Consider the following 25438-nt stretch of genomic DNA (forward strand, 5'->3'; position numbering starts at 1 on the left):
GGTCTGGTGGCCGGTCCTGGGCTGGCCGGTCCTGCGCTGCCGGCGACCGAGCGCTGACAACGACGCCCAGTCTGGCGACAGGGCGCGCCGGCGTCGCCGTCCAGAGGGACGGCTTTTCCACCGTACAGCGGCCGGCGCGTGGCTTAGGACACCCGGAAGCGGCCGACCAAGACTTGCTGCTGTTCGGCGAGGCGGGCCAATTCACGGCTGGTGACCGCGGTCTGCTCGGCGCCGGCGCTGACCTGGATCACCAGGTCGTTGATGTCGTTGACGTTGCGGCTGATCTCTTCGGCGACCTGGCTCTGCTGTTCGGCGGCCGAAGCCACCTGGATGGTGCGATCGTTGATCAGGATCACGCCCTCGGCGATCTCGCCCAGCAGCTCGCCGGCGCGAACCACGTTGCTGGCGCCGGTCTGCACCTGGCTCAGGGTTTCCTGCATGGCCTGGGTGGCGCGGTCGGAGCCGCTTTGCAGATTATTGATCATCTGCTGGATGCTGCCGGTGGATTGCTGGGTCTTTTGCGCCAGGGAGCGCACCTCGTCGGCTACCACGGCGAAGCCACGCCCGGCCTCACCGGCGCGGGCGGCTTCGATGGCGGCGTTGAGCGCCAGCAGATTGGTCTGCTCGGCGATGCCACGGATCACGTCCAGTACCGAGGAGATGGCATCGCTCTCGTGCTTGAGTTCGGCGATGATGTCCGAGGTCCGTTCGGCCTGTACCGACAGCCCCTGCACCAGGCCGATGGTGGCCTGCAATTCGCGACGACCCTGGCGGGTGTTGCCCTCGACCTGGCGCGAGCCCTCGGCGGCCTCGGTGGTGCTGCGGGCCACGTCCTTGACGGTGGCGCTCATCTCGGCGATGGCGGTGGCCACCTGATCGGTGCCCATGCGCTGCTGGGCGACGTTCTGGCTGGTCTGGATGGCGACTGCCGAAGCCTCCTCGGCAGCGGTGGCGACCTGCACGGTGGCCGCGCGGATCTCCTGGATCACCTGGCCCAGCTCCTGGCTCATCTGGTTGAGGTTGCCGGTGATGGTGCCGAATTCGTCCCGGCCCTGATAGGCGCAACGAGCGGTGAGGTCGCGGGTGGCCAGGCGGGTGAGGGTGCCATTGACCTGTTCGACCGCCTGCTTGATGTTGCGGATGATCACCCAGGCCAGCGCCGAGACGGCCACCAGCACCAGCAGCACCAGGCCCAGGGTGATCCAGAGGTCACGAACGGCCTTGGCGCGGGCCTGCTCGGCCTGGGCCCCCACGCTGGCGCCGAGGTCCGCCTCCACCTTGCCCATCAGGTCGATGCGCTGGGTGGCCAGGTTGAACCAGTCTTCCGGCTTAACGCCCAGGGCGTCGCCAAGGGGGACGGTAAAGGCCAGTTGCTGCAGGCGGCTGACTTCCTGAGCGCTGGGTTGCTTGAAGGTGTCGTCGAGCTGGCGGATGAAGTCGGGCGTGGCCTTGCGCTGGAAGGCGTCGGCATAGGCGGAGAATTCACCCAGGTTGCGGGCGAAGCGCGACAGCAGGCTGGCATCGAAGCGATTCTGGTTGAAGGCCAGACCCAGCAGCACCCGCTCGCGGCCGGCGCGTTCCTTCATCTCGACGAACAGATTGAGGGCGCCCAGGGCGCGCAGGATGGCCGGATCGTCGACCCCGGCTTCCAGCGAGTGGGTGTAGCCGATCAGCGTCTTGATCAGGTCGGTGTAGGCCGCACCGGACTGGGTGCTGTTGAGCGCCAGGCCGTCCACCTTGGTGCGTAGATCACGTAGACCATCCAAAGCGCGCACGGCCGTCTGGATCGCGGTGTCGTCACCGGTGGCCAGAGCCCGCAGCTCTTTCTCCGCCTTGTCACTGTCTTCGCGAAAGGTCTTGAGCTTGTCTTGCATCGACTTGCCGCCGCTGCCCAGGAACACGCCGCTGGCGCCGCGTTCGCGCTGCAGGCTGGTGACCACGGCACTGACACGCTGGGCCGTGGCACTGGCGGTCACGGTGTGCTCCATGTCCTTGAAGGTTTCGTAGCGGTCGGCGGTGTAGAGGCCCGAGATCACCAGGAATCCGGCCAGTGGCAGGAGCAGGATCAGCAGGAGCTTGGTACTTAGGGGGGCATTCCTGAGCATGGTGGACTTCTCTGAGGCGGTCAGCGGGTACGTCGGCGGCAAAGGGGAAGCCGGCGCGGGCAAGATCGATTCCGGTTATGTCGGCACCCGCGGACGAACCTTGACAGTCAAGTTGTTCATCGGCGTGAGTGGCGCAGCGCCCGGGGAGGCCGGGCGCTATCGTCAGACGTCAATCAGCCAAGGTGCGCCTTGACGAGCAGGACGTAGCCGAGCACCAGCAGCGGCCAGCCCACCGCCGGCCCGAACAGCAGGCGCCAGAGCCACAGGCGCGGCACGAAGCCGACGCCATGGACCAGCCCGGCGGAGACACCGAGCATCACCGCCATCAGCAGCGGATGGCTGTAGTAGCCGCTGGCGTCGAGCATCAGCCCGGGATGGATCAGCAGCAGCAGGGCCAGGGGCGCCGCCAGCAGCAGGGACAGCGTCCGCCCCAGCGGGTGGACGCGGGGCAGGGCTTCAGCATTCGGCATCGTCATGGACGTCCAGCTCCCGGGTGCTTTCCAGCCAGAGGGCGTTGATGATGCCGAAGCTCGCGGCGAGCAGGACACCGAGGATCCAGGTGAAGTACCACATGGTGTGTCTCCTTGAGAGGCTGATCAGTAGAGGCCGTGGGGGTTGGCGTCGATGAAGCGGTCATCGACCTTGCCCCACATGCGGACGTAGCTCCACAGGGTGTAGGCGAGGATGAGCGGCACGAAGAGGGCCGCGGCGACGAACATGATGCCCAGCGTCTTGTGGCTGGAGACGGCGTCCCAGACGGTCAGGCTGGAGGCCGGATCCAGGCTCGACGGCAGCACGAAGGGAAACAGCGCACAGCCGGCGGTGGCAAGGGTGCCGACGATGGCCAGGGCCGTGCCGGTAAAGGCCAAACCGGCCTGACGCCAGCTGCTGCCCAGCAGCGCCAGAACGCTGCCCAATACGGCCACGACCGGGGCGATCAGGGTCAGCGGCTGCTGATGATAATTGGCCAGCCAGCCCGGGTTGCCGGCGGTCACCACCTTGTGCAGCGGATTCAGGGCAGTGCCCGGATCGCCCTGGCTGATCAGCACATAGCCGTCGATGCCATGGGCCAGCCAGACGCCGGCCAGGCCAAAGGTCGCGAGATGCAGCAGGGCGCACAGGCCGGTGGCGCGGCGGGCGCGCTCGCCCAGGGCCTGGTGGGTGCGCAGCATCAGCCAGCTGCCGCCATGGGCGCAGAGCATGGCCAGGCTGACCCCGCCGCAGAGCAGCGCGAAGGGGTTGAGCAGGGCGAAGAAGCTGCCGCTGTAGGTGGATCTCAGGGTGTCGTCGAGCTGGAAGGGCACGCCCTGGAAGAGATTGCCGAAGGCCACGCCGAACACCAGTGCCGGAACCAGGCTGCCGGTGAACAGGCCCCAGTCCCAGGCGCTGCGCCAGCGGCCGTTGTCCAGCTTGCTGCGGTAGTCGAAGCCCACCGGGCGCAGGAACAGGGCGAAGAGCACCAGCAGCAGCGCCCAGTAGAGTCCGGAGAAGGCGGTGGCATAGACCAACGGCCAGGCGGCGAAGAGGGCGCCGCCGGCGGTGATGAACCACACCTGGTTGCCGTCCCAGTGCGGGGCGATGCTGTTGATGGCGGCGCGGCGTTCCTTGTCGGTCTTGCCGATCAGGGGCATGAGGATCATGGCGCCCATGTCGAATCCGTCGGTGAGGGCGAAGCCGATCAGCAGCACGCCGATCAGCACCCACCAGATGAGCTTGAGGACTTCATAGTCGAACATGGCGGTCTCCTCAGACGTTGGCCGGGGCAGCGGGCTTGGCCACCGCGGCCTGGCGAAGGGCGTCGCCGACCTGGGCGGCGCGTTCATGGTAGTAGCGGCCGGTATGCAGGCTGCTCGGGCCGAGGCGGGCGAAGCGGATCATCAGGTACAGCTCCACGATCAGCAGCAGGGTGTAGAAGGTCACCAGGGCGCCGATGGAGCCGAGCAGATCGCCCGGGGCCAGGGTCGAGGCCGAGAGGTGGGTGGGCAGCACCTCGCTGATGGTCCAGGGCTGGCGACCGTGCTCGGCCACCCACCAGCCGGTCTGGGTGGCGATCCAAGGCAGCGGCAGGCTGAGCAGCGCCCACTTCAGCAGCCAGGGCTTGTTGAGCTCGTTGCGCCGGGTCGAGGCCCAGAAGGCGCAGAGGAACAGCGCCAGCATCAGCACCCCGCTGGCGACCATGATGCGAAAGGTCCAGAACAGGCTGGCGACGCCGGGAATGGTGTCCCGCGCGGCCTGGCGGACCTGCTCGGGGGTGGCCGTGGCGGGATCGTTGACGTACTTCTTCAGCAGCAGGCCATAGCCCAGGTCTTGCTTGTGGGCGTCGAAGGCGGCGCGGGTGGCGGCGGAGTCGTCGCCGGCGCGCAGGCGCTCCAGCAGGGCATAGGCCTGGGCACCGTTGCGGACGCGGGCCTCGTACTGGCTGACCAGGTCCTTGATGCCGGTGACCTGTTCGGTGGTGGAGCGGGTGGCGATCAGGCCCATCAGGTAGGGGATCTTCACCGCGTAGTCGGTGCGCATCTCCTGCTGATTGGGAATGCCGAAGAGCGTGAAGGAGGCCGGGGCTGCCTCGGTCTCCCATTCGGCTTCGATGGCGGCCAGCTTGACCTTCTGCACCTCGCCGACACGATAGCCGGATTCGTCGCCCAGCACGATCACCGAGATGACCGCGGCCATGCCGAAGGCGGCGGCCACGGCGAAGGAGCGCCGGGCGAAGCCGATGTCGCGGCCCTTGAGCAGGTAGTAGCTGGAGATCGCCAACACGAAGATGGCGCCGGTGACGTAACCCGAGGCCACGGTGTGGACGAACTTCACCTGGGCCACGGGATTGAGCAGCAGGGCGCCGAAGTCGACCAGCTCCATGCGCATGGTGACGTAGTTGAATTCGGCGCCGACCGGATTCTGCATCCAGCCGTTGGCCACCAGGATCCACAGCGCGGAAAGATTCGAGCCCAGGGCCACCAGCCAGGTCACCAGCAGGTGCTGCCCTTTCGACAGCCGCTCCCAGCCAAAGAAGAACAGCCCGATCAGCGTCGATTCGAGGAAGAAGGCCATCAGGCCCTCGATGGCCAGGGGCGCGCCGAAGATGTCGCCGACATAGTGGGAGTAGTAGGCCCAGTTGGTGCCGAACTGGAACTCCATGGTCAGGCCGGTGGTGACGCCCAGGGCGAAGTTGATGCCGAACAGCTTGCCCCAGAACTGGGTCATGTCCTTGTAGACCTGTTTGCCGGTCATCACATAGACCGACTCCATGATCCCCAGGATCACCACCAGCCCCAGGGTCAGGGGCACGAAGATGAAGTGATACAGCGCGGTCATGCCGAATTGCAGGCGTGACAGGTCCACGACGGATTCCGAGATCATCCCGGCAATCTCCTCAAGCGAAGGGAAGGGGTACTAGTCCAGCAGGTGGGCGCTGACCGCCTGGGTGGCGTCGGGCGGAACCGTGGGGGCGCTGAACCAGAGGCTCTTGATCGCCATGAGCAGCGCCAGCTTGATCAGCAGGATGATCAGCAGTTCCTTGACCAGGCGTCCGTTCATGGCGACCTCGCGAGCCGTGGCGCCGCTCCAGGACGGAGTGGCGGCTGCAGGCAGGATGCGCCTGCTGGCGCTGGGCAAAACTGATCCAGATCAATTGGCCAGTGGCCATCGCCTGGGGCAGGTTGTCGCAGCTGTTCAGGTCGGGTTCAGAGGGGTTAAGACAGCGTTAAGACGCCTGGGCGCAAGGTGGAACCGTGACTGACGCCGGACCGCTGCCGCGGCGACGCCAGCCCCCGTGTTCAAGACAGGAGGATCCACCATGAACGTCTTCAACAAGATGGCCGCACTCGCCCTGCTCAGCACCGCCAGCTACACCGCCATGGCCGCCGAGATCAACGAAAGACGCGCCCAGGCCGCACTGCAGCCGAAGGCAGCCCAGTCCGAGGTGGTCGCGGTGCAGGCGCAGGCACCGGCACGCTGGGACCAGGTGCTCGATCCCCAGGCCTATGGCCAGGCGTCGGTGCGCTATCAGGCAAGGGTCGTGGATCCGGCGCTGCTGCGGACCGTGAACCTCGGCTAGCGTCGCGGCGGGCCGGGCGGACCCCGGCCCCCGTTCGCATGCTATGTTGCATCCCTCAAGACGTGCGCAGGGGACGCCGATGCAGCCGGTCACAGCCATATCCGCGGGACTCGGGCCGATCCGCTGGGAGGCGCATGCCTGCCTGCCCCTCATGCCGGGGCAGGACATGTCCGGCTTGCATCGCTATCGCGCGGCCGGCTTCCATCATGTGTCGATCAACGTCGGCATGGACATGACGCCTTTCGCGACGGTGGTGCAAACCCTAGCGGATTTCCGCGCCTGGCTGGCGCGGCATGACGCGCACTTCCGTCTGGTCGGCACGGTGGCCGACATCCACCAGGCGCGTGAGCAAGGCAGGCTGGCCGTGTCCTTCGATCTCGAAGGCTCGACCATGCTGCTAGACGATCCAGCGATGGTCGGGCTCTATGCCAGTCTCGGGGTGCGCCAGATGCTGCTCGCCTACAACCGCGACAACAGCTGCGCCGGGGGTTGCCATGGCGCGGGGGGCGGTCTGACGGCGCTGGGTCGCGAGATGGTGGCGGCCGGCAATGCGGCCGGCATCACCCTTGACTGTGCCCACGCGAGCGAGCGCGCCAGCCTGGAGATCATGGCGGTGTCGACGCGGCCGGTGGTCTTTTCCCACACCAATATCAAGGCGCTCCACGAGCATCCGCGGACGGTGAGCGATCGGCAGATCCGCGCCTGTGCCGACCAGGATGGGGTGATCGGCCTGACCGGTCTGAGTCTCTTTCTCGGCGATCCCGCGGCTTCGGTGGCCAGCTTTGTCCGCCAGATCGACTACCTGGCGGAGCGGGTCGGGACTCGCCATATCGGCATTGGGCTGGATACCGAATTGTGCCCGGCCGACCATGCCCTGCCCGCTGGCGTCGACGCCGAGGACTGGTGGCCCGCACGCCACTATGGACAGCCGCACGGTCATACCCAGCTGCAACCCGAGGCGCTACCTGAACTGATACGCCAACTGACGGGGCGGGGCTATACCGCCGCCGACATCGACGCCATTCTGGGCGGGAATTTCCTGCGCATCGCGAGCCAGACCTGGCCGTCTGCGGCTGCCTGAGTCCAGGCGCAAAGCGCTTTCCCCTGGCCTAGACGTACTGCGCCGCCGCGTAACCCGAGGCCCAGGCCCACTGGAAGTTGAAACCGCCCAGGTGGCCGGTGACATCCAGCACCTCGCCGATGAAGTACAGACCGGGCGACTTGAGCGACTCCAGGGTCTTGGACGACACCTCGCGGGTGTCGACGCCGCCCAGGGTGACCTCGGCGGTCCGATAGCCCTCGGTGCCCGCCGGGACCAGTTGCCAGTCGTGCAGGCGGGCGGCGATGGCCTTGAGTTCGTCCGGGGTGTATTGCTTCAGCGGCCGGGACTGGAACCAGCTGTCGGCGAGCAGCGTGGCCATCTTCTTGGTGAACAGCTCGCCCAGCAGGGTCTTGAGTTCGCTGTTGGGCCGCGCCTGGCGCTGCTCGGCGAGCCACTGGGCCAGGTCCAGGTGCGGCAGCAGGTCGATGCTGAGGCTGTCGCCGGGTTGCCAGTAGGAAGAGATCTGCAGGATCGCCGGACCGCTGAGGCCACGGTGGGTGAACAGCAGATTCTCGACGAAGCTCTGGCCGTTGCAGCTGATCCGGCAATCTTCCACCGCCGTGCCGGACAGGGCGCTGCAGAATTCCTTGAGCTGCGGATCGGTGATGGTGAAGGGCACCAGACCGGCGCGGGTCGGCAGCAGCTGATGGCCGAACTGGCGGGCGACCTGATAGCCGAAGCCGGTGGCGCCGAGGGTCGGGATGGACAGGCCGCCGGTGGCGATCACCAGGGACTCGCCACGCACCGGGCCCAGGCTGGTCTGCAGCTGATAGCCGCCCGGGTCGAGGCGGGCGATCTCCTGCACCGAGGTATTGAGGCGGATATCGACGCCGCCCTGTTCGCACTCGTCCAGCAGCACGGCGAGGATGTCGCTAGCCTTGTTGTCGCAGAACAGCTGGCCGAGCTTCTTCTCGTGGTAGGGCACGCCGTGTTTGGCCACCAGGGCGATGAAGTCCCATTGGGTGTACCGCGCCAGTGCCGATTTGCAGAAATGCGCGTTCTGCGAGAGGAAGTTGGCGGGCTCGCAATAGAGGTTGGTGAAGTTGCAGCGGCCGCCGCCGGACATGAGGATCTTCTTGCCGGCCTTGTTGGCGTGGTCGAGTACCAGCACCCGGCGCCCGCGCGCGGCGGCGCTCAGGGCGCACATCAAACCGGCCGCGCCGGCACCGATGATGATGACCTGGGTCTCGAACACTGTGACTCCTTACCGAGAGAAAGGGGCCACTGGCCCGCGGCGGCGCATGTTACCCGATCGCTCGCCCGGGGTGGATGGCCGCCGTCGCATCGCGGGTCCGGCTGTCCGGGCACCCTCCGACAGGCGCGGGCCGGGGCGGGCGGCGATCATGGGCACCCTCGGCCATGGCCGGACGCGCGGCAGCGGGCAGTCTCAGCGACGGCTGCCCGCCGCCCGTCCGCGCAGGTGATTGGTCGGTAGGGCGGTGGTGTACTTCACCTGGCTCAGGGCGAAGCTCGATCTGATGCTGGCGACGACGGGGATGGTCGTGAGGCAATCCAGCAGCAGCGTCTGGTACTTGGCCAGGTCTTCGCTCACCACCCTGAGCATGAAGTCGGCCTCGCCGCTCATCAGGTAGCACTCCATGACCTCCGGACGCTCCTTGATCGCATCCGTGAAGACCTCCAGCGACTGCTTGTCCTGCAGCTTGAGCGACACATGCACGAAGACGTTGATGGCGAGCCCCAGCGCGGCCGGATCGACCAGGGTCACGGCGCCGCGCAAGACGCCATGCTCCTTCATGTCCGCCACGCGCCGCCAACAGGGGGACGTCGAGAGTCCGGCGATTTCCGCCAGTTCGGCATTGCTCAGTTCGGCGTTCTGCTGGAGGGCATCCAGGATGCGCAGGCTGGCATCGTCGAGTTTGGCGCGGTTCACGGTAGAAATTTCCTCTTTTAGAGCTCTGCAGGGTTGGATGTACCGATATTTCCATTTTTCACGAAGAGAAAGGTGCGTTTTCGCGCGTGAGCGGAAATAGCATAACTCCGAGTGATCCATGGGCAACAGGGTGGCATCGTGAGCGCTACGATTCGGCAAAACCTCGACCTTCCAGGCAAGGCCTTCGGGCTTTCCTCCACCTATGTCGCGCTCGGCGTCATGGTGCTGCTGTGGGGAAGCAGCTGGCCGGTGACCAAGCTCGCCCTGCAATCGGTGCCGCCGCTCTGGCTGGCGACCGTGAGATTCGCCAGCGCCGCGGTTTGCCTGTGCCTCTACCTGGCGCTGCGGGGACAACTCAGGCTACCCACCCGGCAGGACCTGCCGATCATCGCCAGCGTGGGACTGCTGCAGATGATGACCTTCACCGGGCTTGGCATGGTGGCCATGGTGCAGATCGACACCAGCAGGGCCGTGCTGCTGGCCTACACCACGCCCCTGTGGTGCGTGCTGGTCGCCTGGCTGCTGTTTCGCCAGGCGCCGTCGCGCCTGCAGCTCACCGGATTGGCCATCGGCATGGCCGGGGTGGTCGCCGTCTGCAGTCCCGCGGAACTCGACTGGACGCAGCCGGGCACCGTGAAGGGGGCGCTCTTTCTCCTGCTCGCCGCGGTGAGCTGGGCGCTCGTTATCCTCCATGTGAAGCGCCATCGCTGGGTGACGTCGCCGCTGGCACTGGCACCCTGGCAGATGCTGCTGGCCGTGGTGCCCCTGGCCTTTGCCGCCTGGCTGAGCGAAGGCTGGCCGACCGCCGTCACCCTGGATACCCGGCTGTTGCAGGAGCTGTTCTTTATCGGTCCGATCGCCACCTCGGCCTGTTTCGTCATCTCGGCGGAGTTCGGTCGGAGGATATCCACCTTCGCCATGTCGACCGTCACGCTCGGGGTGCCCCTGGTGGGAACCCTGGCGTCCTGCCTGGCGTTTGGCGCCACCGTGTCGAGCCTGTTCGTCGCCGGGCTCGGCCTGGTGGTGGCGGGGGTGCTCGTCTCGGCCCTGGCGGTGCGCCCCGGCCGTGCCTGAGCCTGACCGTCCGTACCGCGGCGCCCTAGGTGGTCAGGTGCGTCGTGGTTTCTTCGAGGATCTGCTGCAGCCGGCGTGACAGGGCCTCCGCCGAATAGGGCTTGTGGATCAGCTCGAAGCCCTGGGCGCCATTGGTCGCCAGGACGTGGCTGTAGCCGGAGGTCAGCAGGATCGGCAGGCAGCGATAGAGGCGTCTGATCTCGATGGCCAGCTCCAGCCCGCTCATGCCGGGCATGACGACGTCCGAGAAGACCACGTCGAATCGACCCGGCTGGTCGGCGAGCAGGGCGAGGGCGATCTCGGCATTGCCGGCCAGCACGGCCTGGTAGCCGAGGCCACTCAACAGCTCGACCGCGAAGGTACCCACCTCGAGGTTGTCCTCGACCACCAGGACGGTGATCCCGCTGCCATCGGCCGCCGCGACGAACTCCTCGAGGGCCGGTTGCGGCTCGGTTGCCGGCGCGAGCGGCAGATAGAGGTGGAAGGTCGTCCCGCGGCCGACCTCGCTGGTGACCCGCACCTCGCCACCGGACTGCTTGATGAAGCCGAACACCTGGCTCAGGCCGAGTCCGGTGCCCTGGCCGACTCTCTTGGTGGTGAAGAAGGGCTCGAAGATCTGCTCCAGGTGTTCCCGGGCGATGCCACTGCCGTTGTCCGCCAGGGTGATGGCCACGGCCGGGAGGTCCAGCGCTGGCTGAGCCCCGCCGGCCGGAATGCCGGCGACGGTCATTACGCCTATGGTCAGGCGTCCGGCACCGCTCATGGCGTCGCGGGCGTTCACCGCGATGTTCACCATCGCGGTATCGAACTGGCTGGGGTCGGCATAGACCAGGCACGGGTCATCGCCTACCTCGAGCTCGATGCCCACCTGCGAACCCAGCAGGGTTTCCAGCATGTCACCCATGGCCAGGACATTGTCCCGCGCGGAAAACACCTCGGGCGCCAGGGCCTGGCGCCGGGCGAAGGCCAGCAGTTGCCCGGTCAATCGCGCGGCGCGATCCACGGTGGTGGAGATCGCTTCCAGGTAGCGCTCGCGTCGCGCATCGCTGAGGTTGGGGCGCTTGAGCAGGTCGCAGGAGGTGCGGGCGACGGTGAGCAGGTTGTTGAAGTCGTGGGCCACGCCCCCGGTGAGCTGGCCGATGGCTTCCATCTTCTGCGCCTGGCGCAGGGCGTCTTCGGCGGCCGCGAGATCCAGCGTCTGCTGGCGTTGCTGGGTCACGTCGCGCACGGTGGCATAGATGAGTTCGCCGTTGCGCGTGGCATTCCAGGAAAACCAGCGGTAGGTGCCGTCGCGGTGGCGATAGCGGTTTTCGAAGCTGACCAGCGCCATGCCCTGCTTGACGTCGCGAAACGCCTGGCGCGTGGCGACGAGGTCGTCATCGTGGACGAAGGTCAGGAAGGGACGGGCCTTGAGCTCGTCGAGCGACCAGCCCAGGGTCGCCGTCCAGGCCGGATTGAGGTTGACGAAGAAGCCTTCGAGGTCGGCCACGCACAGCGGATCGGTAGAGCAGTTCCAGATCTGGTCGCGCTCGGCGGTGCGCTCCGAGATGCGTAGCTCCAGCTCGTCGTTGAGCGCGGCAATGGCTTCGGCACGGGCCTGCTGCGCCTGCTGGGCGAGGATGCGACTGCTGATGTCGCGCGAGATGCAGACGATCTTGACCTCGCCGGTGCCGGCCACCGCGAAGGGCGAACAGGACACCTCCCACCAGCGCGGCTCGCCCCGGGCCGTGGGGCAGAATCCCTCGACCCGGGTGCCCTGGCCTTCGACGGCGCGCCTGACGGCGTGGCGGATCTTCTCGACCTCCGCGTCAGGCCAGAGCGCGGCGTATTCGCAGCCCATCACCTGATCGACGGACTGCAACTGGTTGAGCTCCAGGCCCTGGGCGTTCATGAATTCGATATGGCCCCCGGCGGAGAGGACCTTGACGCAATCCAGGCTGGCCTGGAGCAGGCTGCGGGAAAAGCCTTCGCTGTGCAGCACGTTGCGGGCGGCCACGAAGCGGCGCTGGGCGCCGATCTCCAGCGCGATCATGCTGGCGAAGAGTTCGAAGGCGGGCAGGATCTCGGGGCTGCTGGGCTTGGCCGGCTGCGGATCGATGGCGCAGAGGGTGCCGAAGAAGCTGCCGTCGTCCAGCACGATGGGGACCGAGATATAGCTGCGCAGGCCGTACTGCCTGGGCGTGTGATGATGGCGATAGAGCTCGTCCAGCGCCACGTCGTCGATCACCACCGGCTGGCGATGGTCGCGGATCTCGTCGCAGATGGTCGATTTGACGTCCAGTTCGCCACCGGGCTCCAGGCCGAAGCCGATCAGGTCGAGGGTACTGCAGGCGATCCAGCGATCGTCGGTCACTCGGGCGACGGCGGCGAAGCCCATCCCTGTCATCCGGCAGACCACGTCCAGGATCCTGGGTACCGCGGCGATCTCGGCAATGAGATCGATGTCCTGGGACAGGAGGTACGAGGGGACTGGAGTCGAGGTGAGAGTGCTCATCGGGTCGCTCGTACGGTGCCCTGCCGGGGCAGCGGGGAAGATGGCGAGCGACAGGTTGAAGCCTCCAACACGGATGCTAGAGGTGTTCGTCACAGGCCGTGCGCGGCCAGTATAGCGAGCATCCAAGCGAAGCGGGTGACAGGATGCCCACCGGTTTGCGATGGGCGTCTCCGTCTGCCACCCGGGACCGCGGCCGCCGTTGCCCGGCGGCCAGGGCTTCAGCGGTTACCCAGCAACGGCGGCCGCCGTCCCGCCCAGGGTTGCGCGCGTTCCAGCTGGGCGGCCAGGGCCAGCAGGGTGCCTTCCGCGCCGAAGCGCGCGGCGAAGTGGCTGCCCAGGGGCAAGCCGCTGGGCGTCCACCACAGCGGCACCGACATGGCCGGCTGACCACTGGCGTTGAACAGGGCGGTGAAGGGCGAGTAGCTGTGGAAGGCCGCGATGGCCTCGGCCAGGGGGCGCTCCGCGTGCCCGCCGTCGAGTTCACCCAGGCGCGGCGGTTCACGGGTCAGGGTGGGGCTGAGGATGACGTCATGGTCGGTGAGAAAGCGCGCGAGGGTCCGGCCCAGGGCGTGCAGGCCTTCGACTGCGGCGGCGTAGCGGTGGGCGGGGATATCGCCCCGCTCGCGCAGGATCACCCGGGTGCGGGCGTCCAGTTCCTCTTCGCTGACCGGGGTACCGCGCATCGCGCCCAGCACCTGCAGGTAGTGGCGGGTGCTCGGGCCGATGATGTCGAAGACCTGGTCGAGAAAGCACGGCAGGTCCACCGGCAGGGTTGCCGGTTCGACGTGGTGGCCAAGGCTTTCGCACAGCCGCGCCGTGTGGCGCACCGCGGCCAGGGCGTCGGGCCCGCTGGGCCAGGGCGCCAGGTGCTCGACCAGGGCGATGCGCAGCGGGCGCGGATCGCGCTCCAGCAGGCTGGCGAAGGGCACCTCCTGGCTCGGTGCCGCGTAGGGCGCGCCCAGATCGGCGCCGGCGGTGGCGTCCAGCAGCAGGGCGTTGTCGCGCACCGACAGGCTCATGGCATGGGGCGTGCCCATTCCGGCCCAGCCTTCACCTACGATGGGGCCGGAGGGCATCCGGCCGCGACTGGGCTTGAGGCCGAAGATCCCGCAGCAGGAGGCCGGTACCCGCAGCGAACCACCGCCGTCGTTGCCGTGGGCGAAGGGCACCACCCGGGCGGCGACCAGAGCCGCAGCGCCGCCGCTCGAACCGCCGGCGCTGTGGGCCGGGTTCCAGGGATTGGCGGTGGCGCCGAAACGGCGCGATTCGGTGCTGTAGGAGGTGCCGAATTCCGGCGAGGTGGTAGTGCCGACGAACAGGCAGCCGGCCTGGCGCAGCCGGGTGACCAGTTCGCAGTCGAAATCCGGGCGCGCGTCGCCGAGGGCTAGGGAGCCATTGGTCATGCGGGCCCCGGCCAACGGGGTAAAGAGGTCCTTGACCAGGGTCGGGACCCCGGCGAAGGGCGCATTGACGTCGAGCGGCGCCCTGGCCGCGGCGCGGGCCTGGTCATAGAGTCGCTCGCTGACGGCATTGAGGCTGGGCTCCACGGTGTCCAGGCGCTCGATGACCGCTTCGAGCAGCTCGCCCGCCGTGATCTCGCGCTGCCGCAGCAGCATCGCCAGGCCGTGGCCGTCGTGGGTGTCCAGCAGGGATTGCAGGCTGTGCATGGAAGATCCTCGATCAGAATTCAGGAAGAGCGCGATGGGGTCGGCAGGGCGGTCTTGCGGCGCAGGAGGCCGATCGCGGCCCAGCCAAGGGCCGCGACCAGCGCGGCAAGGGCCAGGGCGCGGATGGCCAGGTGCAGATCGCCGGCGAAGGGCAGGAGCACCGCCACCACCAGGGGGCTGGCGAATTGGCCGAGATACAGGCAGCCGGTGTAGCCCCCCATGCCGCGACCCCGGGCCCGGGCGCTGAGGGCACCCATCACCGGCGCCATGGTGTTGGGCACCAGCATGCCGACGCCCAGGCCGTGGATGCTCACCGCCACCAGCACGGCCTCGTAGCTGCGGGCATGGACCAGCAGCCAGAGGCCGCTGCCCATGCAGGCCAGCAGCACGGCGTTGCAGCCGGCCAGGCCCCACCCGCGCCGCAACAGCGGCCATAGCAAGGGACCGCCCAGGGTCGCCAGCAGGCCAAGACCCGCCGAGGCGCCGATCAGGGTGCTGGACGTCACGCCCAGCTGCACCAGCAGCAGCGGACTCTGGATGGGCACCACCACGCTGAGCACCATGCCGGCGAAGACCAGCAGGTAGTTGACGAGCAGCGGTAGCGGCGCGCTGTGCTGCGGGCCTTCTTCGATGCCAGCTTGCACGGCGGAACGGACCGGTTCCCATAGCAGCCGCAGCATGAAGGGCACCAGCAGCAGGGGCAGCAGATAGAGATAGAAGGGCGTGCGCCAGGAATGCTCGCCCAGGGCGCCACCCACCACATAGAACAGCGAGCCCACCAGGCTGATGGCGACGACCTGGCCGTTGACATAGGCCAGGCGCCGGCTGCCCTGCCAGTAGTCGGCGATCAGCGTCACGCAACAGGTCATAACCGCCGCCTCGGCCAGCCCGAAGATCAGCCGGGTGAGGGTGATGGCCGGCAGCGACTGCAGCAGCGCCGGCAGCATGCCGAGCACGGCATAGCACAGCGTCGCCAGGATCAGCAGGCGCTTGCGCCCCAGGCGGTCGGCCAGCCAGCCGGCCAGGGGGGCGAAGAGGGCGATGGCTAGCGCCGGGCCGGTCATCGCCAGGGGGATGAGCAGATCGGCACGGGGTTCGACGGGACCGAATTCGGCGCCCAGCTTGGGAATGATCGGCGCGACCATCACCGAGCCCATGATGGTCAGGCTGCTACCGAGCAGGAGTACGGCGCCCTGCGGTCGACCTGGGGTTTGCCGGGAGGAGGCGTTGAGTGTCATGCGCAGATCCTCAGAAGCTGTGGGAGAGCCGCACGGCGAAGGCGTAGCCCTCGGCGCGGTTGCGGGCGTCGACTTCCTTGTAGAGGTGCACCCAGACCGGCGGCAGGCCGGGCTGGAAGAAGCTCAGCGCGGGTCCCAGCGCCAGCACCCGAGCACGATTGCCGCGCGTGAGGCCAGGGGCGTCGTCGTCGGTCAGCTGGCGGTAGTAGTAGCCGCCCAGGCCTAGGGTCCAGGGGCCGAGGTGCTGACCCACGGCGAATTCGTGACGGTACTCCGTGCCGCTGCGGTAGTCGGTGGCGTTGTTGCGGCTGTTGAAGTCGGCCTGGAAGCTGGACGAGACCTCGAAGCCCGAATCGGAGATGTAGCTCAGGTTGAGCATGGGCGAGACGGTCCAGTGATTGGTGCCCGGATTCACCAGCCGCCGCTTGTCGTAGTCCCCGGTAGGCGCCTGCACCTGGAACCAGAAGTTCACGCCCAGGTTGCGCGAGGGCTCCCATTGCAGGATCAGCGGAATGACCTGGATGTCGGCCTGGCGGAAGAGCTCGGCGCTGTCGGCAAACACCGGCACGCCGTTGGCCTTGACGGTAAGGTCCGCGTCCATCTTGAAGAAGGGCTGGACCCCGCCGAAGCCATAGCGGGCGCCGAGCACCCGGGTATCGGTCATCTTCAGATAGGCCAGGCCCAGGGAGAGGACGTCGATGGAAAAGTCGCTGCCGTTGTCGCGGCCGTGGCTGTCACGGACGGAGGTGGCGCGGTAGTAGTTGGCGCGCAAGCCCAGGGTGCCGTGCGGCGTGGGCGGTGGCGTGAAGCCGGCACCGAAGTCGTAGACCCCGAAGGCGGTGGTGGGCGAGCCGTTCTCGGTGGCGAGGCTGGCGGCGGTCATTCCCAGCGCGGTGAGGCCGACGGCAAGGGTGTGGAGCGGGCGGGTAACGTTCATGGAGTTCCCTCTTCTTATTGGCCATTCGAGCCTGAGGGAAAGCCGTTACCCGCCGTTAGCCAGATTCAGCACTTCTGCATGGCGGCTTTGAGGGTGGCGGAGGGCAGTTGCCCGAACAGCCGCTGATAGTCGCGGGCGAAGCGGCTGAGATGGCAGAAGCCCCACTGGGCGGCGACGTCCTGTACCGATTCGCCTGCGCCCCGGCGCAGGGCGCGGTGGGCCGCATTGAGGCGCAGGGTTCGCAGATAGGCCACCGGATTGATGCCCAGCGTCTCCTGGAAGCAGTACTGCAGCTTGCGCCGACTGGCGCCCACGCGACTGCACAGTTCGAGGATGCTGGGCGGCTGGTCCGGATGCGCCAGGGCGTATTCCCGCGCCCGGCGGATCACCCGCAGGCGCGCGCTCGGTGCCAGTTCCTGGGACTCCGAGGTATCGAGCAGATCGAGCAGGTACAGCAGCACAGTATCGCGCAGGGTCGCGCGGGTACGCGGATGGGCCAGCCAGGACTGGATTTCCGCCTCGGAGGCGAAGAGCTCATGGGCCAGGGCGGCCAGCTCCCCGTGGGGCCCCCCTGCAGGCAGGCGATAGCAGCCGGAAAGATCGCGCACGCTCAGGTCGCTGCGTTGACTGGCCAGCAGCCGCGCCATCTCGGCTTCCTGCAGGTTGATGCAGAGCAGTTCGAGATTGGCCGGGGTCCGCAGCTCCGGCAGGTTGTCGCCGCGCGCCACCAGCAACTGGGCTTCGTGCAGGGTATGGCCGGCGCAGTGCAGGGCGCCAGCGTCCCGCAGGGGCAGGCTGAAGGTCAGGGTGTCCCCCTGGGCCTCGCCACTCTTGAGCATCGCCTGGTTGGATCTGTCCCGCAGCAGGCTGACATCGTCCAACCAGAGGTCGCTGAGCTCGCCGTGGAAGCGCCCCGCCGACAACTGATCGTATTGCATGCGCCAGCCCTCGACGCAGAGCGCATGCTCGTCGATGTCACCGGTATACCGATGGCGGACGCGCGGCGGTAACGCGAGGGAGCCGTCTTGGTGCATTTAGGAAACCTTTTGGGTAGCACAGGGCCGGTAGTGCGAGAGCTACAAATTTCGTACCTCAAGGCAGGATCGCGCGGCAAGGGTGCCAATTCTGGCTAGTGCGGCGGGTTCTGCTCGCCGTCTTTCCAGCAGGGCACCGCCGATTGGCTACCCTGGGAAGACCTCACAAGAAGGATGCAACCGATGCGCTACCTGTCCGCTGGAACCCTGCGCCCCTTGCTCGCGGCCATTGCCGGTCTTGCCAGTGCCACGGCTTTCGCCGCCACCGCGCCCGCTACCGACATACCCGCTCGGCAAGAGGTGCTGACCTTCACCTCGCTGACCCTGAGCGATCAGCAATTCCTGACGGGGGACCAGGGCGGCACCGAGGTCCTGCTCGGTGGCGTACTATCGCTGCCGCCCGGCGAGGGCCGGGTGCCGGTGGTGCTTCTGCAGCATGGGTCGGGCGGGATGGGGGCCAACATCACCTATTGGCAGCGGCAGTTCAATCAGGCCGGCATCGCCACCTTTGCCGTGGATGGCTTCTCGGGGCGGGGCATCACCAGCACCGCCACCAATCAGGCTCAGCTGGGGCGGCTCAATTTCGTGCTGGATGACTATCGCGCCGGTGCCTTGCTCGCGCGGCATCCCCGCATCGATCCAGGCAAGATCATCCTGATGGGCTTTTCCCGTGGTGGGCAGGCCTCGCTCTATGCCGCCATGGAGCGCTTCGACAAGCGCTGGAAAAGTCAGGACTTCCAGTTCGCCGGCTATCTGTCGTTCTATCCCGACTGCTCGATCAGCTTTCGCGAGCAGGACCGGGTCGTCGCCAAGCCGCTGCGCGTCTACCACGGCCTGGCCGACAACTACGATCCCTATTCCCGCTGCGAGGGCTATCTCGCCACGCTCAAGCAGCAGGGCGCCGATCTCGGGGTGCACACCTATCCTCACGCCGAGCACGGCTTCGACAGCCCCTATGCCTGGAGTCCGGTGGTGGTCGCGAAGGGCAGCCAGACCGTGCGTGAGTGTCGGATTACCGAGAACGCCAAGGGCGAGTTGATCAACCAGCAGACCGGCAAGGTCTTTTCCTATCAGGATAGCTGCGTGGTGCTGGGGCCTAAGGTGGGGGCCGATGCGGAGGCGACCCGGCAGGCCACCCGGGATGTGCTGGCGGCGGTCAGGGCCATCGTGAAATAGGGCTGACGCTCGACATCGGCCCTGGCGGAGGAGGGCGCAGGACCGCATCGGGGTTCGAGCGGATCGCCTGGCGGGACCGGCACGCATCCAGGCGGCGAGTCAGGCCCGCTGGTCGAAAAAGCGGCCAATATCCCGGTGTAGAGCCTTCACGCGTGAGCGAGACGGCACTTTTACAAGATGTGTCCAGTCGTAATTCAGGCCTCGCCGGGTCGCTTGAGCGGCCCCGCGTCTCTCCCATGCTCCGCTCCGAGACGACTCCTGATGAATACTGCGAACTGGGCTTATATCCTTATCGTCGTTGCCGGATTCCTGCAGGCTGCCGGTGCGGCCATGAACGGCTCGCTGAACAAGGCGCTGGTCAATCCCTGGCTGGCGACCTCGGTGTCCTTCGTGATGGTCACCTTCGTCGCGATCGGGCTGTTCATCTGCATGCCCAGGCCGCTGCCTTCGGTGAGCCAGATCGGCGACATGCCCTGGTGGGCACCCCTGGGCGGCATCGCCGGTGCGGTGGCGGTCTTTGCCGGTCTGCTGTTCATCCAGCGCCTCGGCGCAGCGCCGGTGAACGGCGTCACCATCACCGCCAACCTCATCGCCAGCCTGGCCATCGATCACTTCGGCCTGTTTTCCATGGAACAGCATGCGGTCAACGGCTGGCGGCTGCTGGGCGCGATCCTGATGATCGCCGGGGTGGTGCTGATCGCCCGGTTTTGAAGCCACACCCCGGTAATCCCGGGACAGCGGAGGCCTTCGAAGCGCCTCCGGATGCACGGGAACCGGGCTAGCCGTCAGCCCTTTCCAGCCAGGCGCGGGCGATCTCCTCGCGGGTCGCGAACCAGACCCCTTCAAACTGCCTGGCGTATTCGATGAATCTCTTGATCGCCCGGACCCGACCCGGACGACCCACCATGCGTGGGTGCAGTCCGATCGACATCATGCGCGGTCCGGTCGCGGAATCCTCGTAGAGGACCTCGAAGCTTTCCTTCATGTATTCGAAGAAGTCCGAGGCCTGGGACAGGCCGGGCGAATTCCAGTAGCGGAAGTCGTTGACGTCGGCGGTATAGGGCACGACGAGATGGCGGCTGCCCTCGACCTCGACGAAGTAGGGGACGTCGTCGTTGTAGGCGTCGGAGTCGTAGAGAAAACCGCCTTCCTCGGCCACCAGCCGGCGGGTGTGGATGCTGGCGCCGTAGCGGCAGTACCAGCCGACCGGCCGCTTGCCACAGGTGCGCTCGAAGGATTCGACGGCGAGGCGGATATGCTCGCGCTCCTCTGCTTCGCTGAGGCGAAAGACTTCCTCCCAACGATAGCCATGGCTGCAGATCTCGTGGCCACCGGCGACGGCCGCCTGGGCGACGTCGGGATTCTGTTCGAAGGCCACCGCACAGGCGTGGAAGGTCGCGCGTACCGATTGTTCGTCGAGTATGTCGAGGATCCGCCAGATGCCGACCCGGGAGCCGTATTCGTACATGGATTCCATGGCCAGGTTGCGGGTGCCGGCGGGGATGGCGTAGCTGCCCCATTCGGTCATCGACTCCTGGTCCGGATCGCCCATGGCGAGCGAGCGCTCGGAGCCTTCCTCGTAGTTGATCACCAGGCTGATGGCCAGACGGGCGCCGTTGGGCCAGGTGCCTTGCGGACGTTGTCTTCCATAACCGACCAAATCGCGTGCAGGTGACAGCATCGGGATCTACTCCTGAAGTGATTGTTGTGAACTACCCGGTGAGCGCTTGGGCTCAGCAGTCGATGTCCTTCAGCCGTTCATGGTCGAAGGCGCCATCGGTATCGCCCTGGCTGAAGGCGAGTCCCATGGCCAGGGTCTGGGCGATACAGAAGGAGGCGGTGAGGGAGCGAAAGCCCAGCAGCTCGGCATCGTTGACCTCTATCACCGTCTCCGCCATCTTTCCGATCGGACTCAACACGGTGTCGGTGATGGCCACCAGCGTCACACCCGCCTCGCGCGCCTGCCGGCAGGCTTCGACGGTGTCCCTCGCGTAGGGTGGAAAACTCACCGCGATCAGCAGGTCGTCCTGGGCGATGGCGCTGACCTGTTCCGGCAGGGTGCCGCCGCCACCGCTGATCTGCACGGCGCGTCGGCCCACGCGGGCCAGGGCGTAGCTCAAATAGGCGGCCACCGGAAAGGCCCGCCGCAGACCGATGACGAAGGTTGTGCGCGCCAGCTGCAGATGGGCGATGGCGGCTTCGATATTGGCCTGCTGGTCGCCTTCCGCCAGGTGTTCCAGGGACACGATATTGGCCTGGCTGAATTCCCGCAGGATCGCCCCGACGTCGCTGGGGTCATCCAGCAGCTTTTCCCCACCGTAGTGCCGGATGCGCTCGCTGTGGGTGGCCGCGGCCTGTTGCAGCGGCGCGCGAAACAGCCGCTGCAGATCCTTGAAACCGGCGAAACCCAACGCCTGCGCCAGCCGGATATAAGCCGCCGGGGCGATGTTGGAGCGCTTGCCCAGTTCGGCGACCGTGCTGAGGGCGATCTCGTGGGGATTGTCGATGAGGAAGCGGGCCGCATCGCGCAGGCGCTCCGACAGGTGTTCGTGCTGGGCGGTTATGCAATCGCGCAGCTCCGCAAGGGTTTCCGGTAAGGCCATGAAAAACGCTCGGCAGGTGGAAAGGAGAGGCGCCGGTCAGCGCAATTCGGTGATTGCCTGATCGAGCGCGGCGATGAGACGGTCGATTTCTTCGAGCGTGTTGTAGTGCGCCAGCGACACCCGTACCACGCCGCCCTGGGGCGCCAGGCCCAGGGCTTCGATCAGGCGTCGGGCATAGAAGTCGCCGAAGCGGATGCCGATGCGCTGCTCGTCGACCTTGAGCACCACGGCTTCCGAGCGCACGCCTTCCACCACGAAGCTGATCGTGGGCACGCGCGCCTGGACGCTGGTCTTGCCGATGATGCGGACCCCGGGGCGCTGGCGCAGAAAGCCCAGCAGTCGTTCGGCGAGGGCATCTTCCTGGATCTCGAAGGCGTCGAATGCTGCCTGCATCCGCTCGCGCTCGCTACCCTGGATGCCCAACTGGTTGGCGATGTCGAGCAGGTAATCGGAGATGCCGATGCAGCCAAAGGACAGCTCGTAGTTGACGTTGCCGGGCTGCAGTTTGTAGGGCACCACCTCCTGGCCGATGAAGAAGTGGTTGAGGCTGGGAAAGTCCAGCAGCAGGTCACGACGGCCCCAGAGCACGGCGAAGTGCGGTCCGAAGGTCTTGTAGAAGCTGTAGACATAGAAGTCGGCGCCGCTGGCCTGTACATCGACCAGCCGGTGTGGCGCATAGGCCACCGCATCCACGCACAGCTGCGCCCCCACGGCATGCACGCGGCGGGCGATCTCGGCGACGGGATTGATCGAGCCGAGGATGTTGGAGGCGTGGGTCACGGCTACGTAGCGGGTCTTGTCGCCGAGCAGCGCCTGCAGGTCGTCCAGTTCCAGCTCGAGGCTGTCGGGATCGACCTCCCAAACACGCAGGGTGGCGCCGCGGTCTGCGCAGAGCCGGACCCAGGGGCCGATGTTGGCCTCGTGGTCGCAGTTGGTGACGATGATTTCATCACCGGGCGCGATCGAGGGGGCGATGGCGCGGCAGAGTATCTGCAGCAGGTGGGTGGTCGAGCCGCCCATGATGACTTCGTCGGGATGAGCCGCGTTGATCAGCTGCATGACCGAGCGGCGCGCCTGCATCACCCGTTCGCCGGCCGCGACCGAGGGCGCGTAGGAGGCGCCCAGCTGGACGCTGCTGTTGAGCAGGTAGTCGGCCACCCGGTCGGCGACCCCCTGCAACACCATGGAACCGCCGGCGTTGTCCATGAAGGCGTAGTCGCCGGCCAGACCGGGAAACTGCTTGCGAACGTATGCGATATCGAGGGGATTCACGCGACTCTCTCCAGCCAGGATCAGTGGTGCAGGATGGCCTGCAGGAAGGCCCGGGTGCGGGGTTCCTGAGGGGCGGTAAAGAAGGGTTCCGGGGTGTTCTGTTCGACGATGCGGCCGCTTTCCATGAAGATCACCCGGTCGGCGACGCGCCGGGCGAAGCCCATTTCATGAGTCACCACGACCATGGTGACGCCGGAGCGAGCCAGGTTCTGCATGACGTCGAGCACCTCGCCGACCATCTCCGGGTCCAGCGCCGAGGTGGGCTCGTCGAAGAGGATGGCACGCGGCTCCATGGCCATGGTGCGGGCGATGGCGACCCGCTGCTGCTGGCCGCCGGACAACTGGCTCGGGTACTTGTGGGCGTGATCGCCCATGCCGACCTTGACCAGCAGCTCCCGCGCGCGGGCGTGGACCTCGCGCCGGTTCAGGCCGCGCACCCGGATCGGCGCCAGCGAGACGTTGTCCAGGACGTTCAGGTGCGGATAGAGGTTGAAGCTCTGGAAGACCATGCCCACTTCGCTGCGAATACCGGCCAGGCGCGGTCCGTTCTCGACCCGTTCCCCGGCCACGCGGATATGGCCCTGCTGATAGTTTTCCAGCAGGTTGATGCAGCGGATCAGCGTCGACTTGCCGGAGCCGGACGGGCCGAGGATGACCACCACCTCGCCTTCCTCCACCTGCAGATTGATGTCGCTCAGCGCCTGGAAATTGCCGTAGTACTTGTCGAGGTGTTCGATGTCGATCAGGGTGCTCATGCGGTCTTGCCTCCCATGGCATTGCGTCTTTCGACCCAGCTGACCAGTTGCACCATGGGCAGGAGCAGCAGCAGATAGAGCAGGGCGGCGCCCACCAGCGGGGTAGGGTTGGCCGTCAGGGCCTGGGCCTGGGTGGCCTGCTTGAGCAGGTCCGGCATCGCCACCACCGAGGCGAGAGCGGTGTCCTTCATGACGTTGATGCAGTTGCTGGTCATGGGCGGCAGCACGATGCGGATCGCCTGGGGCAACACGACGTCGCGCATGGTGTTGAAGAAGCTCATGCCCTGGGCGGCCGACGCCTCGAACTGACCGCGGGGAATGGCTTCGATGCCCGAGCGAAAGATCTCGGCGCTGTAGGCGCAGGACACGAGGGACAGCGCGCTGGCCGCTGCCGCGAAGGAGGACAGGCGGATCCCGACGAAGGGCAGCGCGTAATAGATCAGGACCAGCAGGACCAGCAGCGGGATGGACCTCATGATGTCGATGTAGATGCGTGCCAGCAGCCGGACCGGGGCGTAGGAATACAGCCGCAGCAGCGCCAGCAACAGCCCGCCGACCAGCCCCAGGACGATACTCACGAGGCCCAGCAGCACGGTCACGCCCAGGCCCCGGATCATCAGGGGGAGCGATTCGACGAGCACGTTCCAGTTGAAGAAGGTTTGCAGAAGATCCATGGGATACCTCGGTCACGGCCCGGGGCGCGCGGACGGCGTCCCGGGCCTGCAGCAGCGGCAGGACTCACTTGGGCGCGGCGGAGACCTTCAGGGTGCTCGACTCCTTGTCGGCCTCGGTACCGAACCACTGTTTGTGGATGGCGCCCAGGGTGCCGTCTTCCTTCATCTTGCTGATGATGTCGTTGACCTGATCGCTCATGGCCCAGCCCTTGGCATGCATCAGCGAATAGCGTTCACCGGTGGGGATGCGGGCGACGACGGTGAATTGCGGCTTGTCCTTGATGTAGTAGAGGACGGCGGGGATATCGCTCAGGTAACCATCGATGCGCCCGGAGCCGAGGTCCAGCATGGCCGGTGACAGCCCTTCGTAGCGCGAAACGTCGGCGAACTTGTATTCGTTCCTGTGCTGGCCGATCCACATGTCGCCGGTGGAGCCGGTATCGACACCCACGACCTTGCCATTCATGTCCGCCAGGCTTTTCACCTTGGAGTTGGTCAGGGCGGTCAGCGACTGGTCGCTGTCGAAGTAGGGTTGAGCGAAGGCGACCGATTCCAGGCGTTTGGGCGTGATGGTGATGGACGAAATCGCGATGTCCACGCGTTTCGACTGCACCGCGCTGAACAGCCCGTTGAAGGGAATGTTGACGAAATCCACGGTCTTGCCGGCCCGTTTCGCCACTTCCTTCACCACATCGACTTCAAAGCCGACGAAGTCACCCTTGGCGTCCTGGAACTCCCAGGGCACGTTGCCGACGTTGGCACCCACCGTCCAGTCGGCTGACCAGGCGGGCAGGGCTACGGCGGCGGTCATGAGCAGACCCAACGCTATCTTCGCTTTCATCTTCACTCCCTATTTTTCGGTGCGGTCAGTGGCTTGTTCCTTACGACGTCGAGCCGAGAGTAAGGCGATGAAATTTTTTATTCAATAGGCTTTTTTGATGAATATTTTGCTCCAAAATTGTGCGACGTAGCTCGATGAATGCGCTGCTGTAGGGGCTTTGCGCGGGTTTTTCTGGCTGCATTTTCAGTCGATGGCCGGCGCTAGACACCTCCAGCGGCCGGTCGCACGCATGCCCGAAAATGAGTCACGCGACCTTTGGCTAGACGCTCGGCCCGGCAGCTCTCTTGCTGTCAGCGGACGAATGACAGCCTCCTCTGCAGCAGTGCGGCCGGATCGTGGGCGACTGGCCTTGGGCTATCTCCGGCTACGGGCGTGTCTGGTCCCTGGATACTTCCTCAGGACAAGCACCGCCGGCAGCCCGCTACGGGCTCAGGCCGGTTTGGAACGGCGCGAATTTCCCCTATGTCCTTGTTGCGACTACAGTTGTCTGACTAATCCAACAATGCCAACAAGGAAAG

Annotated in this window: 24 protein-coding genes; 5 read left to right on the top strand and 19 right to left on the bottom strand. The window is 66.5% G+C overall.

Annotated elements, in window-relative coordinates; all coding sequences use genetic code 11:
- Positions 1 to 143: 143 nt before the first annotated feature.
- From CFE50_RS03815 to cydP, 6 genes are all read right to left on the bottom strand, one after another.
- Complete coding sequence (locus tag CFE50_RS03815) at positions 144 to 2105, bottom strand: methyl-accepting chemotaxis protein (RefSeq protein WP_286731331.1); 1962 nt, start codon at positions 2103 to 2105, stop codon at positions 144 to 146.
- Between the two features lie 173 nt (positions 2106 to 2278).
- A complete protein-coding gene (locus CFE50_RS03820) occupies positions 2279 to 2575 on the bottom strand; it encodes a cyd operon YbgE family protein (protein ID WP_286731953.1) in 297 nt (98 codons plus the stop codon).
- Positions 2562 to 2678, bottom strand: a complete 117-nt coding sequence (gene cydX, locus CFE50_RS03825) for a cytochrome bd-I oxidase subunit CydX (RefSeq protein WP_007158843.1) — start codon at positions 2676 to 2678, stop codon at positions 2562 to 2564. Before cydX ends, CFE50_RS03820 begins: the two co-directional genes overlap by 14 nt.
- A 23-nt stretch (positions 2679 to 2701) precedes the next feature.
- Positions 2702 to 3841 (bottom strand): cytochrome d ubiquinol oxidase subunit II, encoded by a 1140-nt coding sequence (cydB, locus tag CFE50_RS03830; RefSeq protein WP_286731339.1) that lies wholly within the window; start codon positions 3839 to 3841, stop codon positions 2702 to 2704.
- A 10-nt stretch (positions 3842 to 3851) separates the two neighbouring features.
- Positions 3852 to 5465 (bottom strand): cytochrome ubiquinol oxidase subunit I, encoded by a 1614-nt coding sequence (locus CFE50_RS03835; protein WP_286731342.1) that lies wholly within the window; start codon positions 5463 to 5465, stop codon positions 3852 to 3854.
- A gap of 33 nt (positions 5466 to 5498) precedes the next feature.
- The gene (gene cydP, locus CFE50_RS03840) at positions 5499 to 5642 is read right to left on the bottom strand and encodes a cytochrome oxidase putative small subunit CydP (protein WP_007158840.1); all 144 of its coding nucleotides are present in this window, start codon (positions 5640 to 5642) and stop codon (positions 5499 to 5501) included.
- 259 nt (positions 5643 to 5901) lie between these two features.
- Here cydP and CFE50_RS03845 point away from each other — a divergent pair, with 259 nt between their 5' ends.
- Together CFE50_RS03845 and CFE50_RS03850 are read left to right on the top strand one after the other, a co-directional pair.
- Positions 5902 to 6162: a hypothetical protein gene (locus tag CFE50_RS03845; protein ID WP_286731345.1), complete on the top strand. Its 261-nt coding sequence runs from the start codon at positions 5902 to 5904 to the stop codon at positions 6160 to 6162.
- Positions 6163 to 6328: 166 nt separating this feature from the next.
- The gene (locus CFE50_RS03850) at positions 6329 to 7243 is read left to right on the top strand and encodes a membrane dipeptidase (RefSeq protein ID WP_353743997.1); all 915 of its coding nucleotides are present in this window, start codon (positions 6329 to 6331) and stop codon (positions 7241 to 7243) included.
- 28 nt (positions 7244 to 7271) lie between these two features.
- On the opposite strand, the gene CFE50_RS03855 is transcribed toward CFE50_RS03850, so the two are convergent.
- Together CFE50_RS03855 and CFE50_RS03860 are read right to left on the bottom strand one after the other, a co-directional pair.
- The gene (locus CFE50_RS03855) at positions 7272 to 8459 is read right to left on the bottom strand and encodes a BaiN/RdsA family NAD(P)/FAD-dependent oxidoreductase (RefSeq protein ID WP_144944593.1); all 1188 of its coding nucleotides are present in this window, start codon (positions 8457 to 8459) and stop codon (positions 7272 to 7274) included.
- A 192-nt stretch (positions 8460 to 8651) separates the two neighbouring features.
- Positions 8652 to 9155: an Lrp/AsnC family transcriptional regulator gene (locus CFE50_RS03860; protein ID WP_197027415.1), complete on the bottom strand. Its 504-nt coding sequence runs from the start codon at positions 9153 to 9155 to the stop codon at positions 8652 to 8654.
- A gap of 138 nt (positions 9156 to 9293) precedes the next feature.
- Here CFE50_RS03860 and CFE50_RS03865 point away from each other — a divergent pair, with 138 nt between their 5' ends.
- Positions 9294 to 10229: a DMT family transporter gene (locus CFE50_RS03865; RefSeq protein WP_286731353.1), complete on the top strand. Its 936-nt coding sequence runs from the start codon at positions 9294 to 9296 to the stop codon at positions 10227 to 10229.
- Positions 10230 to 10254: 25 nt separating this feature from the next.
- On the opposite strand, the gene CFE50_RS03870 is transcribed toward CFE50_RS03865, so the two are convergent.
- From CFE50_RS03870 to CFE50_RS03890, 5 genes are all read right to left on the bottom strand, one after another.
- Positions 10255 to 12723 carry a PAS domain-containing protein gene (locus CFE50_RS03870; RefSeq protein WP_286731356.1) on the bottom strand — a complete coding sequence of 823 codons (2469 nt, stop codon included), beginning with the start codon at positions 12721 to 12723 and terminating at the stop codon, positions 10255 to 10257.
- Positions 12724 to 12941: 218 nt separating this feature from the next.
- On the bottom strand, positions 12942 to 14390 hold the full coding sequence (locus CFE50_RS03875) for an amidase (protein WP_027601962.1): 1449 nt from the start codon (positions 14388 to 14390) through the stop codon (positions 12942 to 12944).
- A gap of 20 nt (positions 14391 to 14410) precedes the next feature.
- Complete coding sequence (locus CFE50_RS03880; protein WP_044342819.1) at positions 14411 to 15628, bottom strand: MFS transporter; 1218 nt, start codon at positions 15626 to 15628, stop codon at positions 14411 to 14413.
- Positions 15629 to 15638: 10 nt separating this feature from the next.
- The gene (locus CFE50_RS03885; RefSeq protein ID WP_286731360.1) at positions 15639 to 16565 is read right to left on the bottom strand and encodes a SphA family protein; all 927 of its coding nucleotides are present in this window, start codon (positions 16563 to 16565) and stop codon (positions 15639 to 15641) included.
- Between the two features lie 65 nt (positions 16566 to 16630).
- Complete coding sequence (locus tag CFE50_RS03890) at positions 16631 to 17599, bottom strand: helix-turn-helix domain-containing protein (RefSeq protein WP_058790439.1); 969 nt, start codon at positions 17597 to 17599, stop codon at positions 16631 to 16633.
- A 183-nt stretch (positions 17600 to 17782) separates the two neighbouring features.
- Between CFE50_RS03890 and CFE50_RS03895 the strand changes: the two genes are divergently transcribed.
- Positions 17783 to 18775, top strand: a complete 993-nt coding sequence (locus CFE50_RS03895; RefSeq protein WP_286731363.1) for a dienelactone hydrolase family protein — start codon at positions 17783 to 17785, stop codon at positions 18773 to 18775.
- 261 nt (positions 18776 to 19036) lie between these two features.
- Positions 19037 to 19486 carry a DMT family transporter gene (locus tag CFE50_RS03900; RefSeq protein WP_027599759.1) on the top strand — a complete coding sequence of 150 codons (450 nt, stop codon included), beginning with the start codon at positions 19037 to 19039 and terminating at the stop codon, positions 19484 to 19486.
- 67 nt (positions 19487 to 19553) lie between these two features.
- Here the strand turns inward: CFE50_RS03900 and CFE50_RS03905 are convergent, their stop codons facing one another.
- From CFE50_RS03905 to CFE50_RS03930, 6 genes are all read right to left on the bottom strand, one after another.
- Positions 19554 to 20456, bottom strand: coding sequence for an allantoinase PuuE (locus tag CFE50_RS03905; RefSeq protein ID WP_027599758.1), 903 nt, complete (start codon positions 20454 to 20456; stop codon positions 19554 to 19556).
- A 52-nt stretch (positions 20457 to 20508) separates the two neighbouring features.
- Positions 20509 to 21378: a MurR/RpiR family transcriptional regulator gene (locus tag CFE50_RS03910; RefSeq protein ID WP_027599757.1), complete on the bottom strand. Its 870-nt coding sequence runs from the start codon at positions 21376 to 21378 to the stop codon at positions 20509 to 20511.
- A 36-nt stretch (positions 21379 to 21414) separates the two neighbouring features.
- Positions 21415 to 22650, bottom strand: a complete 1236-nt coding sequence (locus CFE50_RS03915) for a cysteine desulfurase-like protein (RefSeq protein WP_027601968.1) — start codon at positions 22648 to 22650, stop codon at positions 21415 to 21417.
- Positions 22651 to 22670: 20 nt separating this feature from the next.
- Positions 22671 to 23405: an amino acid ABC transporter ATP-binding protein gene (locus tag CFE50_RS03920; RefSeq protein ID WP_027599755.1), complete on the bottom strand. Its 735-nt coding sequence runs from the start codon at positions 23403 to 23405 to the stop codon at positions 22671 to 22673.
- Positions 23402 to 24079: an amino acid ABC transporter permease gene (locus tag CFE50_RS03925; protein ID WP_027599754.1), complete on the bottom strand. Its 678-nt coding sequence runs from the start codon at positions 24077 to 24079 to the stop codon at positions 23402 to 23404. Before CFE50_RS03925 ends, CFE50_RS03920 begins: the two co-directional genes overlap by 4 nt.
- Before the next feature lie 64 nt (positions 24080 to 24143).
- Complete coding sequence (locus tag CFE50_RS03930; protein ID WP_027599753.1) at positions 24144 to 24920, bottom strand: transporter substrate-binding domain-containing protein; 777 nt, start codon at positions 24918 to 24920, stop codon at positions 24144 to 24146.
- Between the last annotated feature and the right edge of the window lie 518 nt (positions 24921 to 25438).

It is taken from the genome of Pseudomonas sp. PGPPP4 (assembly GCF_002256045.1).
GTDB classification, from domain to species: domain Bacteria; phylum Pseudomonadota; class Gammaproteobacteria; order Pseudomonadales; family Pseudomonadaceae; genus Chryseomonas; species Chryseomonas oryzihabitans.